Here is a 24,048-nt window from a genome sequence, read left to right on the forward strand (position 1 = left end):
AGCCCCTCCGGGGGCGCGACGTCGAGGCCGACGGCCGCCGGGTCCTCGGCCGTCGGCCTCCGCACAAGGCGCTGGGCCGGTTCGCCTTGTGCGCGAAGTACACACGTCCGGCCAGGTGGTGGCGGTGGACGACGCGGAAGCCGGCGGCGTCCTCGGCGACGGTCCCGGGGAGCAGCACGTTGAGGAGCGACCCCGGCGCGTCGACGAGCGAGTGCGGGAAGAGCCGGTCCGCCGGCAACCCGGCGAGCGGCGGATCCACCCTCGGTCTCAGACGCAAGGGCGCGTACACGTGAGATCCCTCCCCGTGCCGGCCGACCGTCGTTGCGGTGTTCGTTCGGGGGCAGTCGTCTCCGGGTGCACGCGCCCTCAAGCCCCCTGCGCGGGCCCCGGGACGGCGTCCCGTGCTCAGGAGGGGGTGGTGAGTACGCGGTTGAGCGCGCCGCCGGGGCGGCTCGTGAGCTCCTCCCAGGTTCCCTCTTCCGTGATGCGCCCCTTCTCGAGGACGGCGATGCGGTCGGCACGGCGGATGGTGGCCGGCCGGTGGGCGATGACGATCGTGGTGCGGCCCTCCTCCCGCAGCGCGGCGGCGAGCTGGGCGTCGCCGGTGTTGTCCAGGTGGGCGGTGGACTCGTCGAGGACGAGGACGCGCGGGCGTACCAGCAGCGCACGGGCGAGGGCGATGCGGGCCCGCTGGCCTCCCGAGAGGGTCGCGCCGCGCTCCCCGACGAGGGTGTCCATCGCGGCGATCCGGTCGACGCCGCACCGGCGCGCTGTCGTGGCGAGCAGGTCGTCGTCCGCTTCGGGTGCGGCGAGCCGCAGGTTCTCGGCGAGGGTGCCGTGGAAGAGGGGCGTCTCCTGTCCCACGAGGACGACCGCACGCCGCAGTTCGGGGTCGCTCACGTCCCGGACGTCCACGGGGTCGCCGTGGGCGGACACCAGCTGGACCGCTCCCCCGGAGGGGTCCCAGAACCGGGCCAGCAGGTGGGCGCAGGTCGACTTGCCGGCTCCCGAGGCACCGACCAGGGCGAGTGTCTCACCCGGGGGGACGGTCAGGTCGACGCCGTCCAGCACGGGCTGTCCGCCGTAGTCGAACCGCACGCCGTGCAGCCGGACGCCCAGCGGACCGGGCGGCAGGGAGCGGGGAGCGGCGGGCGGCGGGGCGAGGGCGGGGGCCTCGACGGCCGCGCCGACACGGGAGGCCGCGGCGCGCAGGGCCACGGCCTGGCTCAAGGCGCGCGCCGACTCCGCGACCGGACCGAGGACGGACAGGGCCAGAGCCATCGCCGCCGGGGCCCATGCGCCGTGCAGCCGTCCGGAGGTCACGGACTGCGCCGCCGCGGCGACCACGCCGAGGACGGCGGCCACGATGAGGAGGTCGCGGACCGATGCGGCGGCCGCCTCCCAGGTGGCCTCGGCGCGCTGGGCGTCGCCCACCTGCCGCCCTCGCTCCGCCAGCGTGCGGCGGCGTTCCGCGAGCCGGCCGAAGGCGAGCAGTTCGCGCAGTCCGTCGACGGTCTCCACCGTGTCGGCCGACAGCCCCGCCGTGGCCGTCCGGGTGCGGCCGCCGCGTGCCGCGCGTTCGCGCGCGTCGGCGAAGGGCGCCGTGGCGAGCAGGGCCGCGACCGGCAGTACGGCCGCCAGCAGCCACGGTTCCACCACGGCGAGGACCAGGGAGCCCCCGGTGAAAATGCTTCCTGACGCCAGCAGTTGGGCGGTGGTGTGGGCGTAGAAGAACTCCAGCGCCTCCACGTCGGCCATGGCGGTGGCGGCGAGGTCGCCGCTGCGCCGGCCCGCGATGCGGGCGGGCGCGCTGCGGGCGAGTCCGTCGAAGACGCGCACCCGCAGCACGGCCAGCACCCGGTAGGCCAGGTCGTGCGAGAGGTCCATCTCCCGCCAGGTCGTCAGGGCGCGCACGAGGACAAGGGCGACGAGCGCGGTGACGGTGGCGGCCGAGGGGGCGCGCCCTTCGGTGGCGGCGGTACCCACGGTGTGCGCGGCCAGGGTCACCAGCGCGACGAGGGAGCCCTGTTCGAGGAGGGCGGCGGCGCAGGTGCGGGCCGTCATGGCGCGGTGCGCGGCGAGGGCGGGGAGGAGGGCCCGCAGCGCGCCTCGCGCGGGTACGTCCGCTGCGGAGGGGGCGGCGGTGGCGGTGGCGTTGCTCATGCGGCGAGTTCTCCTCGGTGGGCGCGGCCGGCGTCGACGAGCCGCGCGTAGACGCCGCCGGCCTCGACCAGGCCGGCGTGCTCGCCGACGGCGTCCACCCGCCCTTCGTCGAGGACGACGATGCGGTCGGCGTGCCGGACGGCGGCCAGCCGGTGGGCGACCACCAGGACGGTCCGGCCGCTCGCGGCGTTCATCAGTTCCCGGAGGATGTCCGCTTCGCGGCGCTCGTCGACCGCGCTGGTGGCCTCGTCGAGGACCAGCACCGGGGCGTCCGCGAGCAGGGCACGCGCGAGGGCGAGACGCTGGCGCTGGCCGCCCGACAGGGTGGCGCCGCGCTCACCGAGGACGGTGGCGTAGCCGTCGGGGAGGGCGGATATCTCGTCGTGGACCCCGGCGACGCGCGCCGCCCGGGTCAGCTCGTCGTCCGTGGCGCCGGGCCGGGCCAGGCGCAGGTTGTCGGCGATGGTGGCGTGGAAGAGGTACGTCTCCTGCGAGACGACGGCGATGCCCTGCCGCAGCGAGTCGAGCGCGTACGCGGTCGTGGGGCGCCCGTCGAGCGTGATCCTGCCCTCCTGCGGGTCGTGGTGGCGCAGGAGCAGGGCCAGCAGCGTGGACTTGCCCGCGCCGGAGGGGCCGACGATCGCCGTCGTCCGTCCCGCCTGTGCGGTGAAGGAGACGCCGTCGAGGGCGGGCGCCGGTGTGCCGTCGTAGGCGAACCGGACGTCGTCGAAGCGCACTTCGGGCGGGGTCGTCCAGCGGGCGGGGGTCTCTCCGGTGTCGGGGACGGCCGGCTCGGCGGTGCGCAGGGCCGCGAGGCCGTCCGCGGCCGACACGCCCAGGTATCCGGCGTGCCATTCGCGGGCCAGGTCGCGGACCGGCCGGAAGCACTCGGAGGCCAGCAGCAGCACCAGGTAGGTGCCGGTCGCCGCGGTGGATCCGGTGACGGACGACCAGCACGCCAGGAGCGCGGCGGCGACGGTGCCGCCCTGGATGGCGAGGTCGGTGATGGCGGTGTCGACCAGGGACACCCGCAGTTTGGCGACGGTCGCCCGGTGCAGCGCGGCGGACCGCTCCTCAAGGCGTGCGCGGGTGCGCCCGACGGCGCCGGCGGCACGGAGGGCGGGCATGCCCTGGAGCGCCTCCAGGTAGTCGGCGCCGAGCCCTTCGTAGGTGTCCCAGTGCTCCTTGCCGCGGGCGGCCAGGAGCCGGTCCCAGGCGCGCGGCCCGGCGAGGGCCAGCAGCAGGGCGGGGACCAGGCCGAGGAGTGCCCACGGTTCGACCACGGCCAGCGCGGCCAGTGCCAGCGGCGGCACGGTGAGGGTGACCAGGAGTTGGGGCAGGTAGCGGGAGACGTACGCGTCGACGCCCTCCACCCCGTCGACGAGGGTGGTGCGTACGGCTCCGGCCCTCGCGGTGGTCAGGTGTGCGGGCCCCAACCGGCCCAGGTGGGCGAGGAGTTCGTCCCGCAGGGCCACCCTGACCCGGGCTCCGGCGCGGGTGGCGGCGTGCCGCTGCCACAGGGCGAGCCCGGCGCGGGCGGCGACGACGGCGAGCACCGCGGTCAGCAGCCACGGGAGCCGGCCGGTGTCACCGCGGGCCAGGTGGGCGAGCGCGAGGGCCAGCAGTGCGGCCTGCGCCAGGTGGGTCAGGGTGACGGCGCCCTGCAGGAGGGTGGCCGCGAGCAGGGGGCGCCGGGCGTGCCCGGCGGCGCGGTGCAGCTCGGGGTGGACGATCACGTGGTGTTCTCCTCGTCGGCGTGGCGGGTGCCGAGGGCCAGTCCGTGGACGACCCAGTCCCGGTCCGGGGCGGCTCCGAGGGCGGCGCCGAGGTCCGCCTGCTGCCAGGAGCCGACGGGCCGTGCCGCCAGCCCGTGGCGCAGGGCGGTGACATGGGCCAGGTGGACGGCGAAGCCGGCCCGCAGGTGGGCGCGGCGGATGTGCGCGGCGTCGGCGTCCGCGGGACAGCCGTGGGCGAGCAGGACGGCGCCCGCGTCCGCGATCCACGCCTGGCCCGCGGCCCAGGCGGCGAGCGTCGGGCGGGCCTCTCCCGCCGCGTGCCGCCGCAGGGTCGTGCCGTCGGCGGCCAGTGCCACCAGTGCGGGTCGTGGTGGGCCGACCGCGGCGCACCAGCGCAGGTCGCCGGCGCCCGCCCGTTCGGCGGTGGTGAGGACCTCCCGCAGCGTGTCCTGGGACGGAGCGCCCGGCAGCGGCGGTGGGGTACTGCGGCGCGCCAGCAGTTCGGCGGGGGTGGGCGGGCCCCCCGGCAGGTCCGGGACACGGGCGCCGCCGTCCGGGTGCGCCTGGCCCCGCCCGCCGGGCGGCGGGATGTGCACGGCGGCCAGGGGGCTCCCGGCGAGTCCGTCCAGCCGTACCTCGGACTCGCCCGTGCCCAGCGCGCGGGCCGCGAGGAACAGGGCCGCGGCGGCGTGCCCGGTGTCCAGCAGCAGCAGCGGCCAGGCCCGGTGGCCGTAGTGGGAGACCGTGCGCCGTGCGGTGACGGAGAGTCGGGCGGTCACCCCCGGCGGTGTGTTCCCCGGTTGCCGGCCGAGGCGGTGGACGCGGTGGCGCAGCGGGTCGTAGCCGTAGCGGCCCGGCGGCAGGGAGCAGCCCGCGCCCACGACCAGCTCGGTGTCCACCGGGTGCAGCGCACCCGCGGAGGACACGGGCCTGAGGCGTCCGGAGTCGTCCCCCGCGGCCAGCGAGAGGCGCAGCAGGGCCCCCAGGTCGAGCTCCGCCGGGTCGGCCGGCGGGAGGGGGCGCGGCGGCCCGGACCAGGCCCGGACCGCTCCCCCGCGGGTGTGTCGGGTCCGGGGGGCTCCGGGGAGCGTGCGCGGGCGAGGGCGGCGACGAGGTCCACCGGGCGGTCCTCGCGGAGGTCTTCCACGGGTGCGGCCCTCACATGTGCGGCGGAGGCGCCAGCGTGAAGTCCTCCGGCGCGCTCGGCGGGTTCGTGCGCCACCCTCGGGCGACGGCGGCCTCGGCGAGGCGCGGGCAGCCGAAGTAGCCGAAGGCGGCGGGGGCGTTGGGCAGCAGTCCGGAGACGAGCACCCGGGCGACGCGCAGGGAGGTCTCGGCCACGTCCTCCGTGGTGAGGTCGAAGGTCATGACCCGGTGGCCGCCCGCGGCCAGCGTGCTGTCCAGCCGCTGCCGGCTGCCGGGTTCGACCTCGTCGAGGGACACGGTCCCGAGCGCGGGTTCGGTGAACCGCCCGGCCTCGGCGGCCATCCTCTCGTCCAGCCACACCTGCACATGGGCGCCCAGGTCCCGCACGTGCTCGAACTGCTCACCGCACGCGTCGAGATAGCGGCCGTCGGCACGATGGTCCAGGTACAGCCCGCGGGCGAGCAGCCCGGCCTCCACGGCCCGGAACACCCAGCCGTCGGAGTCGGTCAGGCCCTGGGTGAAGACCCAGGTGTGGACGGCTTCCAGGACCGCCTTGCGGGCGGCCTCGGCCGGGTCGTACTTGCAGGCGAACCCGGCGGCGTACAGGCCGAGGCGCGGGTCGTGCACGAGCGCGGCCATGCAGGGGGCGAACTCCGAGTGCATCTCGACGATGTGGACGTCGAACGCGGAGCCGGCGAGGTCGTCGGCGAGGCCGGGCACGCTCGCCGGGTCGATGCCGCGGGCCGGGCCGTCCAGATGCCACCACAGTTCCAGGGCGTCGCGTTCGACGATCTCCAGCAGGCCGCGTTCGACGGCGTCGTCGAGCCCCTGTCCGGTGGCGATCCCGGCGTAGTTGAGGTGGTGGGTGCGGGGCAGCTCGCGCAGTTCGCCCTGGCGCCAGTTGAGGTGGGTGAGCGCGACGGGCGCCCAGACATCCGTCGTTCCTCCGCCGGGCAGCAGTTCGGTGCCGCGCGTCCACAGGGCCGGGGTGTCGGGGGTCAGGGGGCGGTAGGGGAACTTCTCCCGGGCGTACTGCCAGTCGGCGTACGCGGGCAGGTCCTCCGGGCCGTAGAGTCGCAGTCCCTTGCCGGCCAGTTCGGCGGCGGTGGCCCGCACGGGGGCGTCCCGGTGGCCGGGCGGCGGCACGCGGTTGCCGCAGTACCGCTCCACCCCCTCGGCTATCGCGGCGACGCGGGCTTGACCGGGGTCGCCGAAGGTGGTGCCGAGAGAGACCCGGTCGGCGGGCCACAGGCCGTGTTTGCGGGCGTCGGACATCTCGGCCGTGAGCGCGGTGTAGCGGGGCGGGGCGCCCGCGGGGTGTTCGACGGGCTCGACCTTGCGGACGATGCCGCAGACGGGGTCGACGAGTGCTTCCAGCGGCAGCGTCGTCATCTCAGGATCTCCTCCGCGGGGTCGACGGGGGTGGGGCGGGACGGGAGCACGGGCAGGCTCAGCACCACGCCGTCCGGACCGATCTCGCGCCGGGAGGCACGCAGCCGGTTCGCCGTCACCGGGTCCTCCCCGGTGTGCGGATTGCGGGCGTGGGCCGGGAAGTGATGCCCGGCGATCTCCAGGCGCAGCCGGGTGCCGGCGGGCAGCCGGCGCGCGAGCCGGCCGAGGCCGACGGTGAACGCGGCCTCACGGCCTGCCGGTTCGTCGCGCCGGACGATCCCGACGGCGAGTCGCTCGGCGACCCCTTCCGGCGTGAGGGCGACCAGCCGGACGGCCCAGTCGGCGGACGGCGTGTGGGCGGTGGCCCGCAGGTTCAGGCTCATGGGGCCGACCACGTCGAGCGGACGCGGCAGCGGCGGGGTGACGAGCAGGCAGCGGTCGGGCGGGCCGTCGGTGGGGACGGTCAGGTCGTCGGAGCGGACGGGCCGGCCGGGGTCGGCGGTGAAGGCGGCCCCGTGCAGCAGCCGCGGCCGCCGGGTGCGCGGTTCGCCGTTCGTACCGGCGGGCAGCCACAGGTCGGCCTCGCCCAGCCCCTGCGCGCCGTGGCGGCCGGGGGCGAGTTCGCCGGTCAGGGCGCGGCGGGCCCAGCGTACGTACAGCTCGCCGAGGTTCACCCGGTGGGCCGGGCCGGCGTCGGGTCCGGGTGTGGTGCCGAGGCCGTGCCCCCAGGGGCCCAGCAACAGCCGCGCCGAGGGTCCGCCCCAGGCGTGCCACAGTGCGACGGTGTCCTCGGTGAAGTGGTCGTGGTGGCCGCCCACCGCGAGCAGGGGCACGGCGGCGTGCGCCGCCCGCGCGATCAGGCGACCGCGGTCGCGGTGCCGCCACAGGCCCGCCCAGGAGGGCAGCCCGCGGCCCAGCCGTTCGGGGAGGCCGGTGAGCGGCAGGTGGGTGAGGAGACCGGGGTCCGCCGCGAGGGCCTTGTCCAGCGCGCTCTCGTCCGAGTCCGGCCGGTCGCCGTGGGCGGCCCACCATCCGGCGCGGGACAGCAGCCGCTCCACGCCGGACGCCTCGCGTGCCGTCTCCGCCAGGCCGAGGGCGGGTACGGCCGCGAGGACGGCGTCGGGCCGGGCGTCCCCGGGCACGTCGAGGGCGAGGACGAGGGCGCAGTGGGCCGCGTAGGAGGCGCCGACGGCCACCAGCCGGCCGTCGCTCCACGGCTGCCGCCGGATCCAGCGGACGGCCGCCGCGCCGTCGGCGGCCTCGTCCGCGTACGGGTGCCACTCCCCCGGTGACGCGAACCGGCCGCGCACGTCCTGGACGACGGCGGCGAACCCGCGGCGCGCCCAGCCGCGCGCCTCGGCCCGGTGCCGGGTCCGGTCGTACGGGGTGCGCATCAGCACGGCCGGGAAGGGACCGTCGCCGGCCGGGAGGACCACGTCGGTGGCGAGTTCCCCCACGGTCGTGTCGAACGCTGTCATCCGTCCTTCTTCGGTGTCGGTGCGACCTCGGGCACCGGAAGGACGGGGTGCTCGGTGACGGTCAGCGTGCGCAGGTCCACGCGGCGGAGCCGGCGCCGGGCCGGCAGGCCGGCCGTGTCGGGGGCGCCGGTGGCCCACCGACCGAGGTCGTCCGCGAGCAGCGCCGCGAGCAGCGTGGCGGCGGGCGGGGCGAGCCGGACCGGCGTGCCGGAGGTACGGGGTCCGCTCCAGTACGCGGCCAGTTCGCGGTGGGCGGGGGTGGCGGCGAGCCGACGGGACCGGACGTGCGCCGAGGTGACGTCCGAGGGAGCGGCGGCCACCGGCTCGACGTACGCCTGCCAGGCCTCGCGGTGGCAGCGCAGCCACGCGACGCCGTGGTCGGGCAGGCGGTCGGCGGCGTCCCACAGCCCGTCTGGGACGGGTCCGTCGAGGCACCACACGACTGCGGCGGGTTCTCCGTCGAGCAGGTCCTCGACGGCCACCGGTGATCCGTCCGGGGCGGGGACGGCCTCCGTCGTGCGAGGCCGGGCGCCCAGGGCGGCCAGCTGCGCGGCGAGCGGTTCGGTCAGTACCGGGTCGCCGAGGATCCGGACGTCCCGGCGAGCGGCGGGCCACTGCGGGTCCTGCGGCCCTTCCGCCAGATAGCCGGCCTCCTCGAACGCCCGCACCACACGGTCGAGTTCCTCGTCCACCGGGCCCGTGGTCACGCCCGTGAGCCGGGAGAGCAGAACGTCCTTGTCGGCACCCCCTGTCCTGACGCCGAAGAACTCCCCTTCCGGGGTCCGGACGGCGAGCCCCCGCCCGGGCACGGCGACGACCTCGACACCGGGGGCGAGTCGGCTGTGGGACACGACGATCCTCCTGACGAAAGGGGTGGGGGATGGGCGTGGGCCCGCCCGGAAGGCAACGGGCGGGCCCACGGTCGAGGGCGGGTGGGCCCTCGCTTACTCCTCGTTGTCGTCGAAGGGGTTCTCGACGAGCGCGTTGGAGTGGGAGGCCGAGGCGTGGGCCAGCTGGCCCTGGTCGGCGATCGGCGTGAAGACCTGCTCGTTGTCCATGAACTCTCCTTGTTCGTACGGGAGTTACGGCGTTCGAGTGAGCGCCGTGACGTCACACTAATGAATCTGATTTTCATATTCTAGATCTGGGAGGGGGTGATCTGGATAACACACCGGCCAGCCTCCCTCGGGGTCCCGGCCGACCCGCCCGGCCACCTTCAGCACGTCCGCCAGCAACCCCGGGGTCACCACCTCGCCCGGTGCCCCGTCGGCCACCACACGGCCGTCGCGCAGGGCGACGACGCGTTCGGCGAACCGGGCCGCGTGCGCCAGGTCGTGCAGCACCATCACCACCGTGAGCCCGCGTTCCTCGCGCAGGCGGACCACCGTCTGCAGCACGTCGAGCTGGTGGTGCAGATCCAGGTAGGTGGTGGGCTCGTCGAGCAGCAGGACGCGCGTGTCCTGGGCGAGCGCCATCGCGAGCCGGACCCGCTGCCGCTCGCCTCCGGACAGCGCGTCGACGTCACGGTCGGCCCACCCCTCCACCCCGACGTCCCGCAGCGCCCGGTGCACCACGGGGTCGTCGCCCTCGCGCAGCATGCCCAGCGGTCCGCGCGCCGCGTACCGCCCCTGGCGGACGAGGTGACGTACCGTCATGCCCGGTACGGCCGGCGCGGACTGGTGCAGCAGCGCCACCCTCCGGGCCGTGGCGCGCCGGGACAGCCGGGCGAGGTCGTCCCCGCCGAGCCGGACGCGCCCTTCGTCCGGCTGCAGCAGCCCGGCGGCCAGCCGCAGCAAGGTCGACTTGCCGCAGCCGTTCAGGCCGATGAGGGCGGTCAGTTCGCCCGGCCGGACGGTCAGGTCGACGCCCCGCAGCACGGGTCGCCCGGGGTAGCCGAAGTGGACCCCCTCGACGTGGATCCCCACGGACTCGGTCATGCTCTGTCCTCGATTCGACGTCAGAACGGACGGCTCGGCGTGCGGCGCACGACGACCAGCAGCAACGCGGCCCCGAGGCAGGCGGTGAGCGCCCCGACCGGCAGCGTGAGCCGTCCGGAGTCCAGCGCCCCCGCCAGCAGCCGCGAGGACAGCTGCGCCGCCGCGTCCGCCCCGCACACCACCACCGCGCCCAGCAGGGCGGCACCGGGCAGACTCACCCGCAGGTCCGCGCCGAAGACGGCCACGGCCAGGTGCGGGACGAGCAGCCCCACGAAGCCCAGCGCCCCCACGGCGGCCACCGCACCCGCCGTCAGCGCCACCGCGCACAGCAGGGCCAGGGTCCGGGCCCGGCGAGCGGAGAGGCCGACGGCCAGGGCGATGTCGTCCCCGCAGCGCAGCAGGGTCAACGGCCCGGCCAGCAGCCAGGCCGCGACCCCCCAGGCGAGGGCCCACGGCCACAGCAGGTGCCAGTGCTGCCACACCCGGCCCTCCGTGGTGCCCACCAGCCACTGCACGACGCTGCCGAGCTCGCCCGGCTCCACGAGGAGCACCATGGCGGTGAGTCCGCCGAGCACCGCCGACACCAGCACCCCCTGCACGGCGGTCTGCGCCGGGTCACCGCGCCCGCGGCCGGCGAGCAGCCACAGCAGCGCGGCTCCGGCGCACCCGCCCGCGCACGCGGCGAGGACCACGGCCAGGGGCGAGTCCCAGCCGGCGAGCCCCAGGGCGGTCGCGGTGACGGCGCCGAGCACCGCTCCCGGGGTCACGCCCGTCACCTCCGGCCCGGCGAGGGGGTTGCGCAGGGCGGACTGCAGGACCAGCCCCGCCACGGCCAGGCAGGCGCCCGCGCAGAGAGCCACCAGCAGCCTGGGCAGGCGCAGCTGGAACAGGATGTGGCGCTCCGTCGGGTCACCGCCGCCGTTCAGGACGTCCCAGGCCACGCCCGGGGACATGCCGCGCCCGGCCACCAGTTCCACGCCGGCGCACACGACGGCCAGTGCCGCGAGAGCCGTGAATCGCCGGGTCACCGTGCGTCCTCCGTTCTGGTCGCCCCGGAAGGCGGCGGGCAGCCACCGCCGATCCCGCCGCGCCCGGGCTCGTCTCCGCTGACGCCGTCCGGCGCCGGGGCGCCGGAGACGGCGTCCGCCGCACCGGAAGCCGCCTTCCGCGGTCCGGGCAGCGGCTCGCGCACCGCGGCCGGGGCTGCCGTCCGGCGCCAGGCCGACCGACGCCGGGGCGCCCGGCCGCGACCGCCCGAGCGCATCAGCGCGACCCCGGCCGGCACGCCCAGCAGGGCCGTCCACGCGCCGACCGGTGTCTCCACGGGCGCCAGCGCCAGCCGGGCCGGGACATCGGCGACGGCCACGACGACCGTGCCCCAGGCGGCGGACCACGGAAGCCAACGCACCGCTCCCGCCGCCGGGTTGAACCACCGGGCCAGGTGCGGGGCGAGGAAGCCGACCCACGCCACGGGTCCGCACACGGCCGTCACCGGGGCGATCAGCACCACCGCGATGGCCAGTGCCGCCAGCCGGGCGCGCCGGGCGCGCACACCCAGCGCCTCGGCGTCCTGGTCACCCAGCCGCATCACCGACAGCACCGGCGCGCACAGCACGAGCGCGGGGACCGCGACGAGCAGCCACGGCCACAGGCCCGTCACGTCGTCCCAGGTCCGGGCGGACAGGGAGCCGAGCAGATAGCGGTAGATCAGCTGGAGGTCCAGCTGGTCGGCCATGACCATCAGCACCAGCAGCGCGGCCTGCAACGCGGCCGCCACCGCGGCGCCGGTCAGCAGCACCGCGGACGGACTGCGGCCGAGCCCGGCGGCCAGGAGCGTGAGCCCGCCGCCGAGCGCGGCCCCGCCGATGGCCGGCATCGGCTGGACGGCGGCGGGCAGTGACAGGCTCAGCACCAGCGGCGCGGCCACCCCCAGCGCGGCACCGGACGACACGCCCAGCATCTCCGGCACCGCCAGGGGATTGCGCAGCGCCTCCTGGAGCACCAGTCCGGCCGCCCCCAGACAGGCTCCGGCGACGAGCGCCAGCACCAGGCGGGGCACACGGAGTTCGGTGACGACGATCCCGGCGAGCGTGGTGTCCCCGTCCAGCACCGCGGCGACCAGCCGGTGCGGTGGGACGTGGGGGGTACCGAGGCTGAGCGCGCAGACCGAGGAGACGGCCAGCAGCACGACCACCAGGAGCGGCTGTCCCCTCCGCGCGCCGCGCGACGCCCGCTGTACGCCCGCCGCGGCGGGCACCGAGAGGGGCGTCCTCACCGCAGCGCGGCCGTGGCCTCGTCGAGGACGACGCCCAGTGAGCGGGTGCCGCGCCCCTTGGCCCACACCTCCGAGTCCACCTCGTGGACGTCGCCGTTCCTCACCGCCGGGATCTTGCCCCAGAGGGGGTTCTCGGCCAGCTTCTCCGACAGCTTGCCGTCCGCGTCGCCGAAGCTCAGCGTCTCGACGAACAGCACGTCGACGTCCTGGGCGAAGATCTCTTCGAGGCTGTAACTGCCTTCCACACCACGGGACTTCCACGGGTAGTCAGCGATCCTGGGGAAGAGGCTGGCGGCCACGTCGGTCTCCGGGGTCGCGACGCCGAAGTTCTCGTCGCTGCCGTAGATGACGAGAGCGGTCTTGTCGCTGGGAGCCTTCTCTGCGGCGGCGAGCTTGGTCCAGAAGGCCCTCTCGGCCTTCTCGCCCTCGGCGGTGCGCCCGGTGAGCGCGGCGAGGTCGCGCAGGTACCCGACGCTGTCCTCCCACGTCTCGGGCTGCATGGCCCAGAACGTCGTGGCGCCCTCGAGCGCCGGGGCGAGCTTGCCGTGCGTGTCCCCCAGGCCGATCACGAGGTCGGGCTTGTGGGAGAGGACCGCCTCCACCTCCGGGGCGATGAATCCGCCGGGGATGACGTCGACCTCCTTCGCCCTCTCCTCCCCCAGGAAGTCCGGGTGGGCGAGCAACGCGCTGTTGGTGGCCGTCGGGACGATGCCCAGCTCGGTCAGGATGTCGTCGCAGAGCGCGAACAGGCAGACGATCCGCTCGGGTTCCTTCTTCAGGGAGACCTTGACGCCGTTGGTGTCGGTCAACTCCGTGGACGCCTTGATGGGTTCGACGGTGACGTCCGTCTTCGCCGTCGGCCTGGCCCTGTCACTCGCGGGTTCCTCGGCCGACGAACCGCAGCCGGCCAGGAGGGAACCCATCACCGCTGCGGTGATGCAACTACGGACGAATCTCGACGGTGCGCGCAGCATGGACGCCCTCGCTCTTTCTCAGGTACCGGGAACGCACCGAAGATACATGATAATCGTTTTCACCAGACCGGCTTCTGGAGGAACCCATGCCCGCTGACACACCCGTTCTGCTCGTCTCCGACCACGTGGACGGATCCGTCCACGTGCTGACCGTGCCGGACGGCACCGTCGTGGGTCGCCTCACCGGCCGTCACCTCTCCGAGCACGCCGGGTTCCTGGCGCTGCCGGGCGGGCGGGCGGCCTGCGTCGACGACCGTCGAGGGGAGCTGCTGGTCCTCGATCCGTTCGCCGAGAGGCTCGTGGAACGCACGGTCCCGGTCGCCGTGCCGGCCGAGCACATCGCCTGCGACCCGTCCGGTCGCCGACTGGCCGTCACCACCGGCCTGGGCGAGAACGCCGAACCGTGGTCGGACCTGCTGACCGTCCTCGACCTGGCCACCGGGGACACGGCGAGGGTGCGCGCCCGCGTCGGCGAACCGGGCGTGACGGTGCTGGGCGGCGGTGATCCGCTCGTCGTGCTGCGGCACCGGGAGCCCGGTGAGCTGGCCGTCCACCGGTTCGCCGACCTCCTCGCGGCTCCGCCCGGCTGCCCTCCGGTCACGCCTCACGCGGTCCTGCCGCTGCCGGACGACGGACACGGGGACGCGCAGGCACCCGTCACGGGCCACGTGTTCGCGGCCACGGGCGAGGGAGTGCACCGGGCCCGGAGGAAGGGCGACGTACTCGCCGCCGAGGCGGTCATCCCCTGGGGGCCGCCCGCCCGGGGCTGGTACCTCCGGCTCGACACCCGCCGGCAGGCGCTGTGGAGCACGCTGCGCGGCGGCGACCCGGACCCGCTGCGCTGGCCGGAATGGACCAACCAGGCATGGCACCACGACCTGGAGACGGGCCGCACGCTCCACACGGAACTCGGCCCCGGGCTCGTCTTCCGGCTGGCCCTCGCCCGGCGCCACACCGCCTTCACCCGTATCCACCCCGACGGTGACGAACTGGTCCTCCTGGGCACCGACGGCACCGTCCGCCGGATTCCCCTGCCGGCCATGGACGGCGCTCCGCGTCGCGGCGGCACCCCCTGGGAGGGTGTCGAGCGCCGGGCGGTGGCCGCCTCACCGGGCTCCGACTGGATCGCCGTCACCCGGGGCGGCCACGGTGAGGTGCACCTGTTCGACGGGGAGACGGGGCACGAGGCGGCCCGTCTGCGGCCGGGCACACCGCTGCACCACGGCGGCCACATGACACTGCGCAGCCGCGACGACGGCGCCGACGGTGATCCCGTGGGCCGGTGACGACGGGATCGGGCCGGCACGGTCCGGACGTCCGGGCGGCCGGGGCGGGCGCTCGCCGGCATCAGGTCCCGACGAACCGAAGGACCTCGGCGAGGGCGACGGCGGCGCCCGCTTCGGCGAAACGGAAGACGAACGGGACGGGGCGGCTTCTCGTGAGCCGCTGGAGCAGGCGGTCACGGCCGGCGGCAGGGCGGTTGCCGAAGCGATGCGTACCAGACGGCGATGGACTGCGGAATGCACGGAGAAGGTCTGTGGGGTCGTCATGCGGGCATGGGCGCGGGCCGCCCGGGGTCAGGCGGTGGCCGGGGCGGCGGTGTATTCCTCGTCGGTGACGGGGTTCAGCCAGTGCACGACGTCGTGGCCGTCGTCACCCTCGTTGACGGCCAGGTGGACCATGAGCCGGTTCGGGGCGGCGCCGTGCCAGTGCTCCTCGTCCGCTTCGAACAGGACGCGGTCGCCGGGCCGGATGACCTGGGCGGGGCCGCCGCGGCGCCGGCACAGGCCGACGCCTTCGGTGACGAAGACGGTCTGCCCCAGCGGGTGCCGGTGCCGGTGGGTGCGGGCGCCCGGCATGAAGCTCACCAGGTTGGCGGTGACCCGGGAAGGGGCGGGGGAGGCGGCGACGGCGTCGATGCAGACGTCGCCGGTGAACCAGTCGGCCGGCCCCTTGACGGTGTCGATCGAACTGCGGGTGATCCGCATGGCTGCTCCTTCTCGGGTGGAGGGGATCAGGGCTTGAGGAGGGTTTTGACGGCGCGGCGCTCGTCCATGGCCTTGTAGCCCTCGGCGACCTGAGCGAGGGGCAGGGTGAGGTCGAAGACCTTGCCCGGGTCGATCCGGCCCGCAAGGACGCGGTCGACGAGGTCGGGCAGGTAGCGGCGTACGGGGGCGGGGCCGCCGCGCAGGCCGACGTGGGAGAAGAACAGCTCCTGGCCGTCGACGGTGACGTCGTGAGGGACTCCGACGAAGCCGACGTTGCCGCCCGGGCGGGCGGAGTGCAGGGCCTGGCTCATGGCCCGGGCGGTGCCGACGCACTCCAGGACGCTGTCGGCGCCGATCCCGCCGGTCATCTCCTTGATCCGGGCCACGCCCTCCTCACCGCGCTCGGTGACGATGTCGGTGGCGCCGAACTCGCGCGCGAGCTTCTGGCGGGATTCGTGGCGTGACAGGGCGATGATCCGTTCCGCGCCCATCTCCTTGGCCGCTATCACGCCGCACAGGCCGACCGCGCCGTCGCCGATGACCACGGCGGTCGAGCCGGGCTTGACCTCGGCGGCGTCAGCGGCCCACCAGCCGGTGCCCATGACGTCGGAGACAGTGAGAAGACCGGGCCAGGAATCCTCGCCGGGTACCTCGTCGGTGGCGACCAGGGTGCCCCGGGCGTTGGGGATGCGCACGCACTCGGCCTGGCAGGTCGACATGAACTCGCGGTTCAGGCAGTTCGACGGGAAGCCGTTCCTGCAGTTCGCGCAGGTGTTGTCGGAGGTGGCGAATGAGCCGACGACGAACTGGCCCGGCCGGAGCGAGGTGACCCCGGAGCCGACCTCCTCCACGAAGCCGACGTACTCGTGACCCATCGGGTGCGGATCCCCGATCGGCTCCGCACCACGGTACGGCCACAGGTCCGAGCCGCAGACACAGGTGATGGCCGTCCGGATGACGGCATCAGCGGGGTGGAGGATCTTCGGGTCGTCCAGGGTCTCGGAACGGACGTCACCAGGGGCGTGGATCACTGTGCCGCGCATGGGGTCTTCCTTACGTACGAGGGGCCGGACCGCCTGGGGACGGCCCGCGTGCCGGCCTTCCCGGAAGGGGGAACACCGTGGGACCGTGGCGCTCCCTCCCGCCGAAGGAACGGCCGAGGAAGCGCCACGCCATCCAGGTAACCCGCACTCCACGCGCGCAGCGAGTCACTGGTGAGGGGTGTACCAGCAGTACGTCCCTCCCGCGACGTGCCGGACGTACGGTCGGAGGGTGGACAACCAGGAAGAGGTCCGCGAGTTCCTCACCTCGCGGCGCGCGAAGATCACCCCCGAGCAGCGGGACTGCCCGCCGGCTCCCGCCGACGCGTCCCCGGCCTACGCAGGAGCGAGGTCGCGGCGCTCGCCGACGTCAGCGTCGAGTACTACGCCAAACTGGAGCGTGGCAGCCTCGCCGGCGTCTCCCCGGCCGTCCTCGAAGCCGTCGCCCGCGCTCTCCGGCTCGATGACGCCGAACGCGCACACCTGCTCCATCTGGCCCAGGCCGCCGACGGTACCGACGCCCTCAGCCGGCCCCGCCGACGGCGTACCAAGGATCAGTGGAAGCCGCACCGCAGCCTGCAGTGGACCCTGGACGCCATCACCGCCGGGCCCGCGTTCGTCCGCAACGGCCGCATGGACGTCCTGGCCGCCAACCGGCTCGCCCGTGCCTTCTACGCCGACGTCCACGCCTCACCCGGCAACCAGGCGAACCTGGCCCGCTTCAACTTCCTCGGCCCCGCCTCCCGCCGCTTCTACCCCGACTGGGACCTCGCGGCCGACATCGCCGTCGCCATCCTGCGCACCGAGGCCGGCCGCAACCCCCACGACAAGGACCTGCACGACCTCGTCGGCGAGCTGTCCACTCGTAGCGACGACTTCCGCACCCGCTGGGGCTCCCACGACGTCCGCCACCACGGCACTGGAACCAAACGCTTCCACCACCAGGCCGTCGGCGACCTCACCCTCGCCTACGAGGGCCTGGAGATGGCCGCCGAACCCGGTCTCACCCTCACCGTCCACACCGCCGAACCCGGCTCACCCTCCGAAGAGGGACTTCGCCTGCTCGCCTCATGGGCTGCAACGCCCCAGGCCCTCGCACCACACTCGAGCGGCTGAAGAGCCCCGGCCGACCATCCCGTGGTCGTCATGACGACCCCGTCGCCAAACGAATGGCGCCCTCGGGTGATCAGCGCACCGCCCGCGGATGACCATGTGATCGTGGAGGCACAGGTGCGTGATCACGGGTTCTCGTCGGCTCAGCGGCCCTGGCCGGAGCGCCGGCGGGTGCGCTGCGGGGCGCGGCGGGACCGGCGTGGGGGCGCGGTCCGGCTCTCGGCCTCGGCGGGGCCCGCGGTGGGTGAGGAGAAGCCGCCCGGGATGCCGGGCCGGTCGGCCGGTGCCTGCGCAGCGGGCCGGGCGGTGTGGCGCCGGGGTTGGGCGGCGCGGGCCAGGACGGTGGCGTGCGGGAGCAGCGGGGCGCAGGTCTCGCAGACCTCTTCGACGTTCCAGACGCGGCCGACGGTGGGGTCGTGGCGCAGGACGAGCAGCACGGCGCCCGCGCAGTGCGTCGTGGTCTCGGGGTGGGCGGCGCAGCGCTGGGAGCCGCAGTGGCACCAGGCGTGGGGGCGGAGGGTGGCGGCCTTGGCGTGGGCGGCGGCGTGCCGGGCGGCGAAGGCGCGCAGGGAGGCGAGGTCCTTGGAGCGGGGCGGCATCCGGCAGGCGGGGGTGGAGCAGGAGACGGTGGCGGAGCGGTCGCTGTGTCCGGTGATCCGGACGGTCCAGGCCCGCCCGGGGACGCGCTCGGTGGGGGTTTCGCTGTAGGCGGTCGTCACGGCCGTCCGTTCTCGTCGGTCGATGGATGTCGGTCCACTATGGGATACCCACCCGCCGGCCGCTCAGCATTTCCCCGCCGGGAGCGGTGCGGGCGGGGCGGTGAACCGGCCCGACGGTGCGTCATCCCGCCCCGTGGGCGGCCACGAGCAGCGGCTCGGGTGCGTCCGGTGCGGGCTCGGCCGGAAGCGGCCCGCAGCCGGGGCGCGCTCCCCCTTTCCGTTCGGCCGCGCGCAAGCAGGCCCAGGCACAGACAGCCGGAGATGTCACACCCCCGGACCGCAGATGTGATACGCATCACTCCCTGAGCGCTTCGGGTCAGACATGCGCGATCGTGACCGGAATGGACTCTCGTTTCCTTGGCGTCCCTGAGCTGGTCGAAGCCCCGCCCGTGGCGGTCGTGGTCGACGTCATGCGTGCCTTCACCGTGGCTGCCTGGGCCTTTGCCCAGGGGGCGGAAAAGATCGTTCTTGCTGAGTCGCTGGACGAAGCCCTGGCACTCAAGGCTCGCCACCAGGATTGGGTGGCGCTCAAGGACGGTCCGCCCGCGCCCGGGTTCGACACCGTCAACTCGCCGGGCCTGCTGCGGTCCATCGACCTCGGCGGACGGACCGTCGTGCAGAAGACCACGGCGGGAACGGTCGGCGCCCTCGCGGTCAAGGAGGCGTCGCTGGTGCTGTGCGCCGGCTTCGTGGTGGCGGAGGCAACGGCTCGGCTCCTGCGAACACGCAAGAGTGACAGTGTCACGTTCGTGGTCACTGGCGAGGACGGGCAGGCCGATGAAGATCTGGCGTGCGCCCAGTACATCGCGCGGAGGGCCACCGAGGCCGGGACGGACGCTGCCGAGTTCGTCCGCCGCGCTGCCGAATCGCGCGCCGCCGCCGAACTGGCGGAGGGCGTGCGTCAAGGAGTCCATCCTGATGACGTCGCACTCTGTCTCGAGCTCGACCGGTTCCCCTTTGCCATGGTGGCGACCTCGGAGGACTCGCTCATGGTCCTCCGTCCGTGCGACGTGCCTTCGCTGACCGACGAGGCGCCGATCTGATCGCCGGTGAGGTCCGGCCCCCGCCGTGCGGGAGCCGGCATCCGGCCGGGTGCGGGGCATCGGCTGCACGTCCCGATGACGGTGGTTCGGGGTGGCGGCAGGCGGCTGGCTCCGTCCGTGAGGACGGGCGGCAGATGTTCATCGATGCCGGAGGCGAAGGGCGCCGGGGACGAGTCGAACCGTGCGGGAGTTCAGGCGGCGCCGACGGCGAGCCGGCTGCAGGCGGGCCGGGTCATCAGCTCCGTCAGACGTGCTGTACACATACCCGATGACCACTTCTCAGTTCGAGCTTCGCTGTGTTGCCGAGCAGGAGTTCGTGCCCTGGGCACGCATGATCGCCGACACCTACGGCCTGGACCGGTCGGAGGAGGAGCTCGCCGATCAGCGAGCCGCGACGGATCTCACCCGCACCCTGGCCGTGTTCGACGAGGGCGAGCCGGTCGCCGGGGCCTCCGTCTACAGCCGGACGCTGACCGTGCCCGGGGGCGTCCTGCCCGTGGCGGGAATCGCCTCCGTGGGCGTGGCCCCGACGCACCGCCGCCGCGGCATCCTCACCTCGATGATGCGCGCCCAGCTGACCGACCTGCACGAGCAGCAGCGCGAGCCGGTCGCCGCGCTCCGCCCCTCCGAGGCCGGCATCTACGGACGGTACGGCTACGGCCCCGCGACGGTCGGCAACCGGATGCGCTGCGACCGGCGCGCCATGCGCTTTCGCCCGGACACCGACTTCGGTGACGGAACCGTCCGGCTGCACCACGCCGTCCAGGCCCGCCCCCTCCTCGAGGAGATCTACGACCGGGTCCGCGCCACTACGGTCGGCTGGCCCGACCGGCAGACGGCCCACTGGGCGGTGCGCCTCGCCGACCATCCGCACCGGCGCGGCGGCGCGACCTCGCTCCGGTTCGCCGTGCACCAGGAGCGCGACGGACGCGCCACCGGTTACGCGCTCTACCGGCACGGCTCCGCGCCGGACGGGCTCGGCGGCAGTACCGCGACGGTGGAAGTGGTGGAGCTGGCGGCGTGCTCGCGCCGGGCGTATGCGGCGCTGTGGCGCTTCCTCGCCGGGATCGACCTGGTGACCCGGATCGACTACGAGGGTGCCGTGGACGAGCCCTTGCCCCACCTGCTCGTCGAACCCCGGGCGGTCCAGGCCGCGCCGGTGGACCGCCTGTGGCTGCGGCTGGCCGACGTGGACAGGGCCTTGGCCGGCCGGAGTTACAGCCTTCCGCTGGACCTCGTGCTGGATGTGCGGGACGACTTCTGCCCGTGGAACGGCGGGCGCCACCGGCTGCAGGCGGAAGCGGGGAACGTCCTCTGCGAGCCCACGACCGCCCCGGCCGACCTACGGCTGACGGCGGCGGAACTCGGCGCCGTCTTCCTCGGCGGCACCTCGTTGGCCGCCCTCGCGGCCGCCGGCCTCGTCGGGGAACTGCGGCGCGGTGCGCTCTCCCGGGCCTCGGCGGCCTTCCGCGGCGAACGCGAACCCTGGTACCCCGGCGGCTGGGCCTTCCCGCTCTACTGAACAGTCCTTCGGACGCCGCTGCTGAACAGCTGGACGCGGCAGAGCCTCATCAGCTGGGTGCCGCCGTCGACGCGCAGTGCACGACGGCTGGCGCCGTCTCCCCGGGACGCGGAGTCTGCTCGGCCGGGTTCACAGATCCTGCCTGCGGTTTCTCGCTGATGTTCCGAGCGCCGGACGAAGCGTCGTACTCCAGTTGCGGGGCCGGCGGTTCCGGTGCCGGCCTACCGGGTGCCCGCGTCAGACGTCCGTGGAGCAGATACCCGGCCTCACCCGCAGGCCTGGCCGGCGCACCGAGCGGCTGCGTTCCGCCCTGGCCGGCCGGGCCGGCGCCCGCTTGGCTGCCGTGCTCGGCATGTCCATCCGCCGGAGTACGGGCTCACACGACTGGCACCGCTCTCGGGTGCGGGAGCTGGCCGGCGAGGGCGGGGCCCGCTGGTACGTGAAGGTCTCGCCCTCGGCAAGGGCCCCGCACGAAACCGGGAGGCCGAGGGTTCACGTGCGGGGCCGCTCACGAAGGGTGGGCCGTCAGACTCCGATCAGGGTGTACGTACCCGTACCGTCCTGCCTGCCGCTGGAGTACTGGCGTATGAACTCCCCGTCCGCGTACCGGTCGTGGCCCACCATGGAGCCGGTGTACTTGTTCTGCACACCGACCGTCGAGCTGCCGGGTACGTCGCGGTAGAGGTAGAACCGCTGGAGGTCGTCCTCCGTGCGGGGGGCGGTCATCAGGACCGCCCGTTCGGAGGCCGCGTTCTGCTCGGCGATGGTCGCGCACCCGCCGTTGCCCCCGTTCCGCAGGGACGCCTCGAGGATCCCGTTGCGCTCCGTCACGTTGCACAGGCGCCAGTTGTCCAGGTGGGCGCTGAAGATCGTCGGGGGCCGCAGGCGGACACCGTCGTCCGCCGGGAGCGGCGCGCCCCAGGACAGGGGCTTGCCGGGTACGGCGATCTTGCAGGCGCCGGCCGTGCAGTCGAGAGCTGCCCGCGCGCTACGCCCGGTGGCCTTGGGCTGTTCGGCGGACGTGCCGCTGGTGAGAGCCGAGCGCTGCACGAGGCGGTCCCGCTTCTGCTTCGCCGTCGGCGCCACCGCACCCGCCGGGTGCTCGGCCCCCACAGCGGCCGAGCCGCAGTCGAGGAGGTCTCGTGCCTTGGCCGTGATGCTGCCTGCGGGCGCACCGTCCTGGCAGCGCACCGCGCCTTCCCCAGGGGTGGTGTAGGTGGTGAAGCTGCCGCCGTCGGGCCCCTCGATCCATTTCAACGCCCGACTGCCGTCGCCTTGTCGGACGCGGTCGCAGTGGAGACTTCCGTCCGTACCGGTGACCTCCTTGGTGCCCTTGTAGACGCCGTAGTAGCCGGGCTGGCTGAAGTTCCACGTGACCGAATTCGACTCGGTGCTGGTGGAGGAGTGGTCGACCTCTACGTTCAGGCCCAGGCTCGCGCCGACCTCGCCGAGGGTCTCGACGGCGGAACTGCCCTCGACATTGCCGTTGAGGCCGACGGAGACCGAGATGATCGTCTGGGTGCTGGTGCTGACGGCCTGGTTGCCGGTTGTGCCCTCGGTGACGTACCAGCCCTTGAAGTGGGTGACCGTCGGGGACACTTCGGTGGTCTTGATGTACGGGTGGCGTGTGCCGAGGTCGGCCGCCGTACAGGTGTCGCCGGGCAGGGGCGCCGTTGTCTCGGTAGGTGCCGCAGCAGCCGGTGAGGCGGCAAGGCTCATGGCGGTGACCGCCCAGGCGGCCGCCGTAGCGGTCACCGCCATGAGTGATCTGCCGATGTGGCTGACGGGTCTTACCGGGGGCGTTCACTTGCCGACGCCGTCGGCCAGGCCCTTGACGATGTAGCGCTGGCCGAAGAGGAACAGGAGCACGACGGGGACCGCGGCGATCACCATGCCGGCGAACACGACGGGAAAGTCCGTGCCGTGCTTGCTCATCAGGCTCGTCAGGCCGACCGGCAGGGTCTGCACGTCACTGCCGTTGGTGAACACCATGGCGAACAGGTATTCGTTCCACGCGAAGAGCACGTGCAGCAGGACGGTGGACGTGATGACGGGCTTGCACATCGGCAGGATGATCCGCCAGAACGCGGTCCAGCGGCCGGCCCCGTCGATCTGCGCCGCCTCGTCCACCTCGCGCGGCAGGTCGATCATGTAGGCGCGGATGAGGAAGGTGGTGAAGGGGACACGGAAGGCCGTGTAGAGGATGAGCAGTGCCCAGAAGCTGTTGTACAGGCCGATCGACTGGAACATGCGCACCAGCGGGACCAGGGCGACGGTCGGGGTGAGCATGAGGCCGCCCAGGATGACGGCGGTGAGCACCTTGTTGAACGGGATGTTCACCCGCGTCAGTCCGTACGCCGCCCAGGCACTGATGAAGACGGTCGCCACCGTGGACGTCACCGTGACCAGGACGCTGGTCGCGAGGTAGTCGCTGACGCCGCGGTTCCACGCGTCGCGGTAGTTGCCGAAGCTCAGGTCGGTGGGGAGCGCGAAGGGGTTGCCGAAGAGTTCGGCGTTGGTCTTGAAGCCGTTCAGGATCATCCACAGCAGCGGGTAGAGCACCACGACCGCGAGACTCAGCAGGAAGGCCCACATGAACAGGCGCGCGATGACGCCGAGGAAGCCGAGACGGCTCACCATTCCACCCTTCTTCTCCGGGTGAACCACAGCTGTGCCATCGCGATCGTGAGGGTGATCACGAAGATGACGGTGCCGATGGCAGCGGCGTGGCCGAAGTCGTTGCGTACGAATCCGTTGCGGTACAGCCACGTGCCGAGCACGTGGGTCGAGTTGTCGGGTCCGCCGCTGGTCATCACCATGACCTCGTTGAACACCTGGAAGGCGCCCGACACGGTGACCAGGACCATGAGTCCGGTCATCTCCCGCACGAGCGGGAGCGTGACCTGGAAGAAGCGGCGGACGGGTCCGGCGCCGTCCAGGGCGGCCGCTTCGTGGAGCTCCGCGGGGATCCGCTGGATGGCGACGGCGAACAGCAGCGTCGAGTAGCCGAAGCCCTGCCACTGGCTCATCGCGATGACCGCCGTCATGGCGGTGCTCTCCTGGCCCAGCCAGGCGTGGTCGAACGTGCCGGGCGCGACCGCCTCCAGGGCGTGGTTGAGCAGGCCGAGGTTGGGCTCGTAGACGAAGTAGAAGAGCAGTCCCGCGACGGTCAGTGAGATCGCGGAGGGGATGAAGTAGATCGTCCGGAGGGTGCGCTGCCACCGCGTACTGCGGATGCTCTCGACGAGTGCGGCCAGCAGGAGGGCACCGAAGACCTGGAAGACGACCGACAGCAGGGCGTACCAGAGGTTGTTGGTGAAGGAGGTCCAGAAGACCGGGTCGGCGAACAGGTCGCGGTAGTTGTCCAGGCCGACGAACTGCTGGCTGCCGCTGTAGATGTCCCAGGTCAGAGTGGAGTAGCCGAAGTTCTGGACGAGCGGGAGGTAGACGAAGACCGCGAGCAGGACGAGGGCCGGCACGGTCCACGCGAGCCCGGCTGCTCTTCGGCACAGAGTGCGCACC

General features: G+C 73.9%; 20 protein-coding genes and 1 pseudogene. 4 read left to right on the forward strand and 17 right to left on the reverse strand.

Annotated elements, in window-relative coordinates; genetic code table 11:
- Window positions 1-405: 405 nt before the first annotated feature.
- The 11 genes from GL259_RS03025 to GL259_RS03070 form a co-directional block, all read right to left on the reverse strand.
- The gene (locus GL259_RS03025; RefSeq protein ID WP_159528919.1) at window positions 406-2,163 is read right to left on the reverse strand and encodes an ABC transporter ATP-binding protein; all 1,758 of its coding nucleotides are present in this window, start codon (window positions 2,161-2,163) and stop codon (window positions 406-408) included.
- Window positions 2,160-3,899, reverse strand: coding sequence for an ABC transporter ATP-binding protein (locus GL259_RS03030; RefSeq protein WP_159528920.1), 1,740 nt, complete (start codon window positions 3,897-3,899; stop codon window positions 2,160-2,162). Before GL259_RS03030 ends, GL259_RS03025 begins: the two co-directional genes overlap by 4 nt.
- Window positions 3,896-4,825, reverse strand: coding sequence for a SagB/ThcOx family dehydrogenase (locus GL259_RS03035; protein WP_243762224.1), 930 nt, complete (start codon window positions 4,823-4,825; stop codon window positions 3,896-3,898). Before GL259_RS03035 ends, GL259_RS03030 begins: the two co-directional genes overlap by 4 nt.
- A 232-nt stretch (window positions 4,826-5,057) precedes the next feature.
- Window positions 5,058-6,437: a YcaO-like family protein gene (locus tag GL259_RS03040; RefSeq protein WP_159528921.1), complete on the reverse strand. Its 1,380-nt coding sequence runs from the start codon at window positions 6,435-6,437 to the stop codon at window positions 5,058-5,060.
- On the reverse strand, window positions 6,434-7,915 hold the full coding sequence (locus GL259_RS03045; RefSeq protein ID WP_159528922.1) for a CocE/NonD family hydrolase: 1,482 nt from the start codon (window positions 7,913-7,915) through the stop codon (window positions 6,434-6,436). Before GL259_RS03045 ends, GL259_RS03040 begins: the two co-directional genes overlap by 4 nt.
- Window positions 7,912-8,766: a hypothetical protein gene (locus GL259_RS03050; protein WP_159528923.1), complete on the reverse strand. Its 855-nt coding sequence runs from the start codon at window positions 8,764-8,766 to the stop codon at window positions 7,912-7,914. The genes GL259_RS03045 and GL259_RS03050 overlap by 4 nt, the downstream gene beginning before the upstream one ends.
- 93 nt (window positions 8,767-8,859) lie before the next feature.
- Window positions 8,860-8,973, reverse strand: a complete 114-nt coding sequence (amiA, locus tag GL259_RS38465) for a streptamidine family RiPP (RefSeq protein ID WP_243762225.1) — start codon at window positions 8,971-8,973, stop codon at window positions 8,860-8,862.
- Between the two features lie 57 nt (window positions 8,974-9,030).
- On the reverse strand, window positions 9,031-9,852 hold the full coding sequence (locus tag GL259_RS03055) for an ABC transporter ATP-binding protein (RefSeq protein ID WP_159528924.1): 822 nt from the start codon (window positions 9,850-9,852) through the stop codon (window positions 9,031-9,033).
- 20 nt (window positions 9,853-9,872) lie between these two features.
- Complete coding sequence (locus GL259_RS03060) at window positions 9,873-10,880, reverse strand: iron ABC transporter permease (protein WP_159528925.1); 1,008 nt, start codon at window positions 10,878-10,880, stop codon at window positions 9,873-9,875.
- Complete coding sequence (locus GL259_RS03065) at window positions 10,877-12,034, reverse strand: iron ABC transporter permease (RefSeq protein WP_159538318.1); 1,158 nt, start codon at window positions 12,032-12,034, stop codon at window positions 10,877-10,879. Before GL259_RS03065 ends, GL259_RS03060 begins: the two co-directional genes overlap by 4 nt.
- A gap of 89 nt (window positions 12,035-12,123) precedes the next feature.
- Window positions 12,124-13,050: an ABC transporter substrate-binding protein gene (locus GL259_RS03070; protein ID WP_243762533.1), complete on the reverse strand. Its 927-nt coding sequence runs from the start codon at window positions 13,048-13,050 to the stop codon at window positions 12,124-12,126.
- A gap of 137 nt (window positions 13,051-13,187) precedes the next feature.
- On the opposite strand from GL259_RS03070, the gene GL259_RS03075 reads away from it, so the two are divergent.
- Window positions 13,188-14,387 (forward strand): hypothetical protein, encoded by a 1,200-nt coding sequence (locus GL259_RS03075; protein ID WP_159528927.1) that lies wholly within the window; start codon window positions 13,188-13,190, stop codon window positions 14,385-14,387.
- Window positions 14,388-14,678: 291 nt separating this feature from the next.
- Here the strand turns inward: GL259_RS03075 and GL259_RS03080 are convergent, their stop codons facing one another.
- Window positions 14,679-15,089, reverse strand: a complete 411-nt coding sequence (locus tag GL259_RS03080) for a cupin domain-containing protein (RefSeq protein WP_159528929.1) — start codon at window positions 15,087-15,089, stop codon at window positions 14,679-14,681.
- Between the two features lie 26 nt (window positions 15,090-15,115).
- On the reverse strand, window positions 15,116-16,132 hold the full coding sequence (locus GL259_RS03085) for a zinc-dependent alcohol dehydrogenase family protein (protein WP_159528931.1): 1,017 nt from the start codon (window positions 16,130-16,132) through the stop codon (window positions 15,116-15,118).
- A gap of 229 nt (window positions 16,133-16,361) precedes the next feature.
- Here GL259_RS03085 and GL259_RS03090 point away from each other — a divergent pair.
- Window positions 16,362-17,245, forward strand: a pseudogene (locus GL259_RS03090) (helix-turn-helix transcriptional regulator).
- 140 nt (window positions 17,246-17,385) lie between these two features.
- On the opposite strand, the gene GL259_RS03095 reads toward GL259_RS03090, so the two are convergent.
- Window positions 17,386-17,961: a hypothetical protein gene (locus tag GL259_RS03095; RefSeq protein WP_159528933.1), complete on the reverse strand. Its 576-nt coding sequence runs from the start codon at window positions 17,959-17,961 to the stop codon at window positions 17,386-17,388.
- 341 nt (window positions 17,962-18,302) lie between these two features.
- On the opposite strand from GL259_RS03095, the gene GL259_RS03100 reads away from it, so the two are divergent.
- Together GL259_RS03100 and GL259_RS03105 are read left to right on the forward strand one after the other, a co-directional pair.
- Window positions 18,303-19,004: a 2-phosphosulfolactate phosphatase gene (locus GL259_RS03100; RefSeq protein ID WP_159528935.1), complete on the forward strand. Its 702-nt coding sequence runs from the start codon at window positions 18,303-18,305 to the stop codon at window positions 19,002-19,004.
- A 268-nt stretch (window positions 19,005-19,272) separates the two neighbouring features.
- Window positions 19,273-20,526 (forward strand): GNAT family N-acetyltransferase, encoded by a 1,254-nt coding sequence (locus tag GL259_RS03105; protein ID WP_159528937.1) that lies wholly within the window; start codon window positions 19,273-19,275, stop codon window positions 20,524-20,526.
- 525 nt (window positions 20,527-21,051) lie between these two features.
- Here GL259_RS03105 and GL259_RS03110 read toward each other — a convergent pair.
- Genes GL259_RS03110 through GL259_RS03120 form a run of 3 tightly spaced genes read right to left on the reverse strand, consistent with a single transcriptional unit; the run spans window position 21,052 to window position 24,047 of the window.
- Window positions 21,052-22,287 (reverse strand): hypothetical protein, encoded by a 1,236-nt coding sequence (locus GL259_RS03110; protein ID WP_159528939.1) that lies wholly within the window; start codon window positions 22,285-22,287, stop codon window positions 21,052-21,054.
- 42 nt (window positions 22,288-22,329) lie between these two features.
- Complete coding sequence (locus GL259_RS03115; protein ID WP_159528941.1) at window positions 22,330-23,166, reverse strand: carbohydrate ABC transporter permease; 837 nt, start codon at window positions 23,164-23,166, stop codon at window positions 22,330-22,332.
- A complete protein-coding gene (locus tag GL259_RS03120) occupies window positions 23,160-24,047 on the reverse strand; it encodes a sugar ABC transporter permease (RefSeq protein ID WP_243762226.1) in 888 nt (295 codons plus the stop codon). The genes GL259_RS03115 and GL259_RS03120 overlap by 7 nt, the downstream gene beginning before the upstream one ends.
- Between the last annotated feature and the right edge of the window lies 1 nt (window position 24,048).

Source organism: Streptomyces sp. Tu 3180 (assembly GCF_009852415.1).
Taxonomy (GTDB): domain Bacteria; phylum Actinomycetota; class Actinomycetes; order Streptomycetales; family Streptomycetaceae; genus Streptomyces.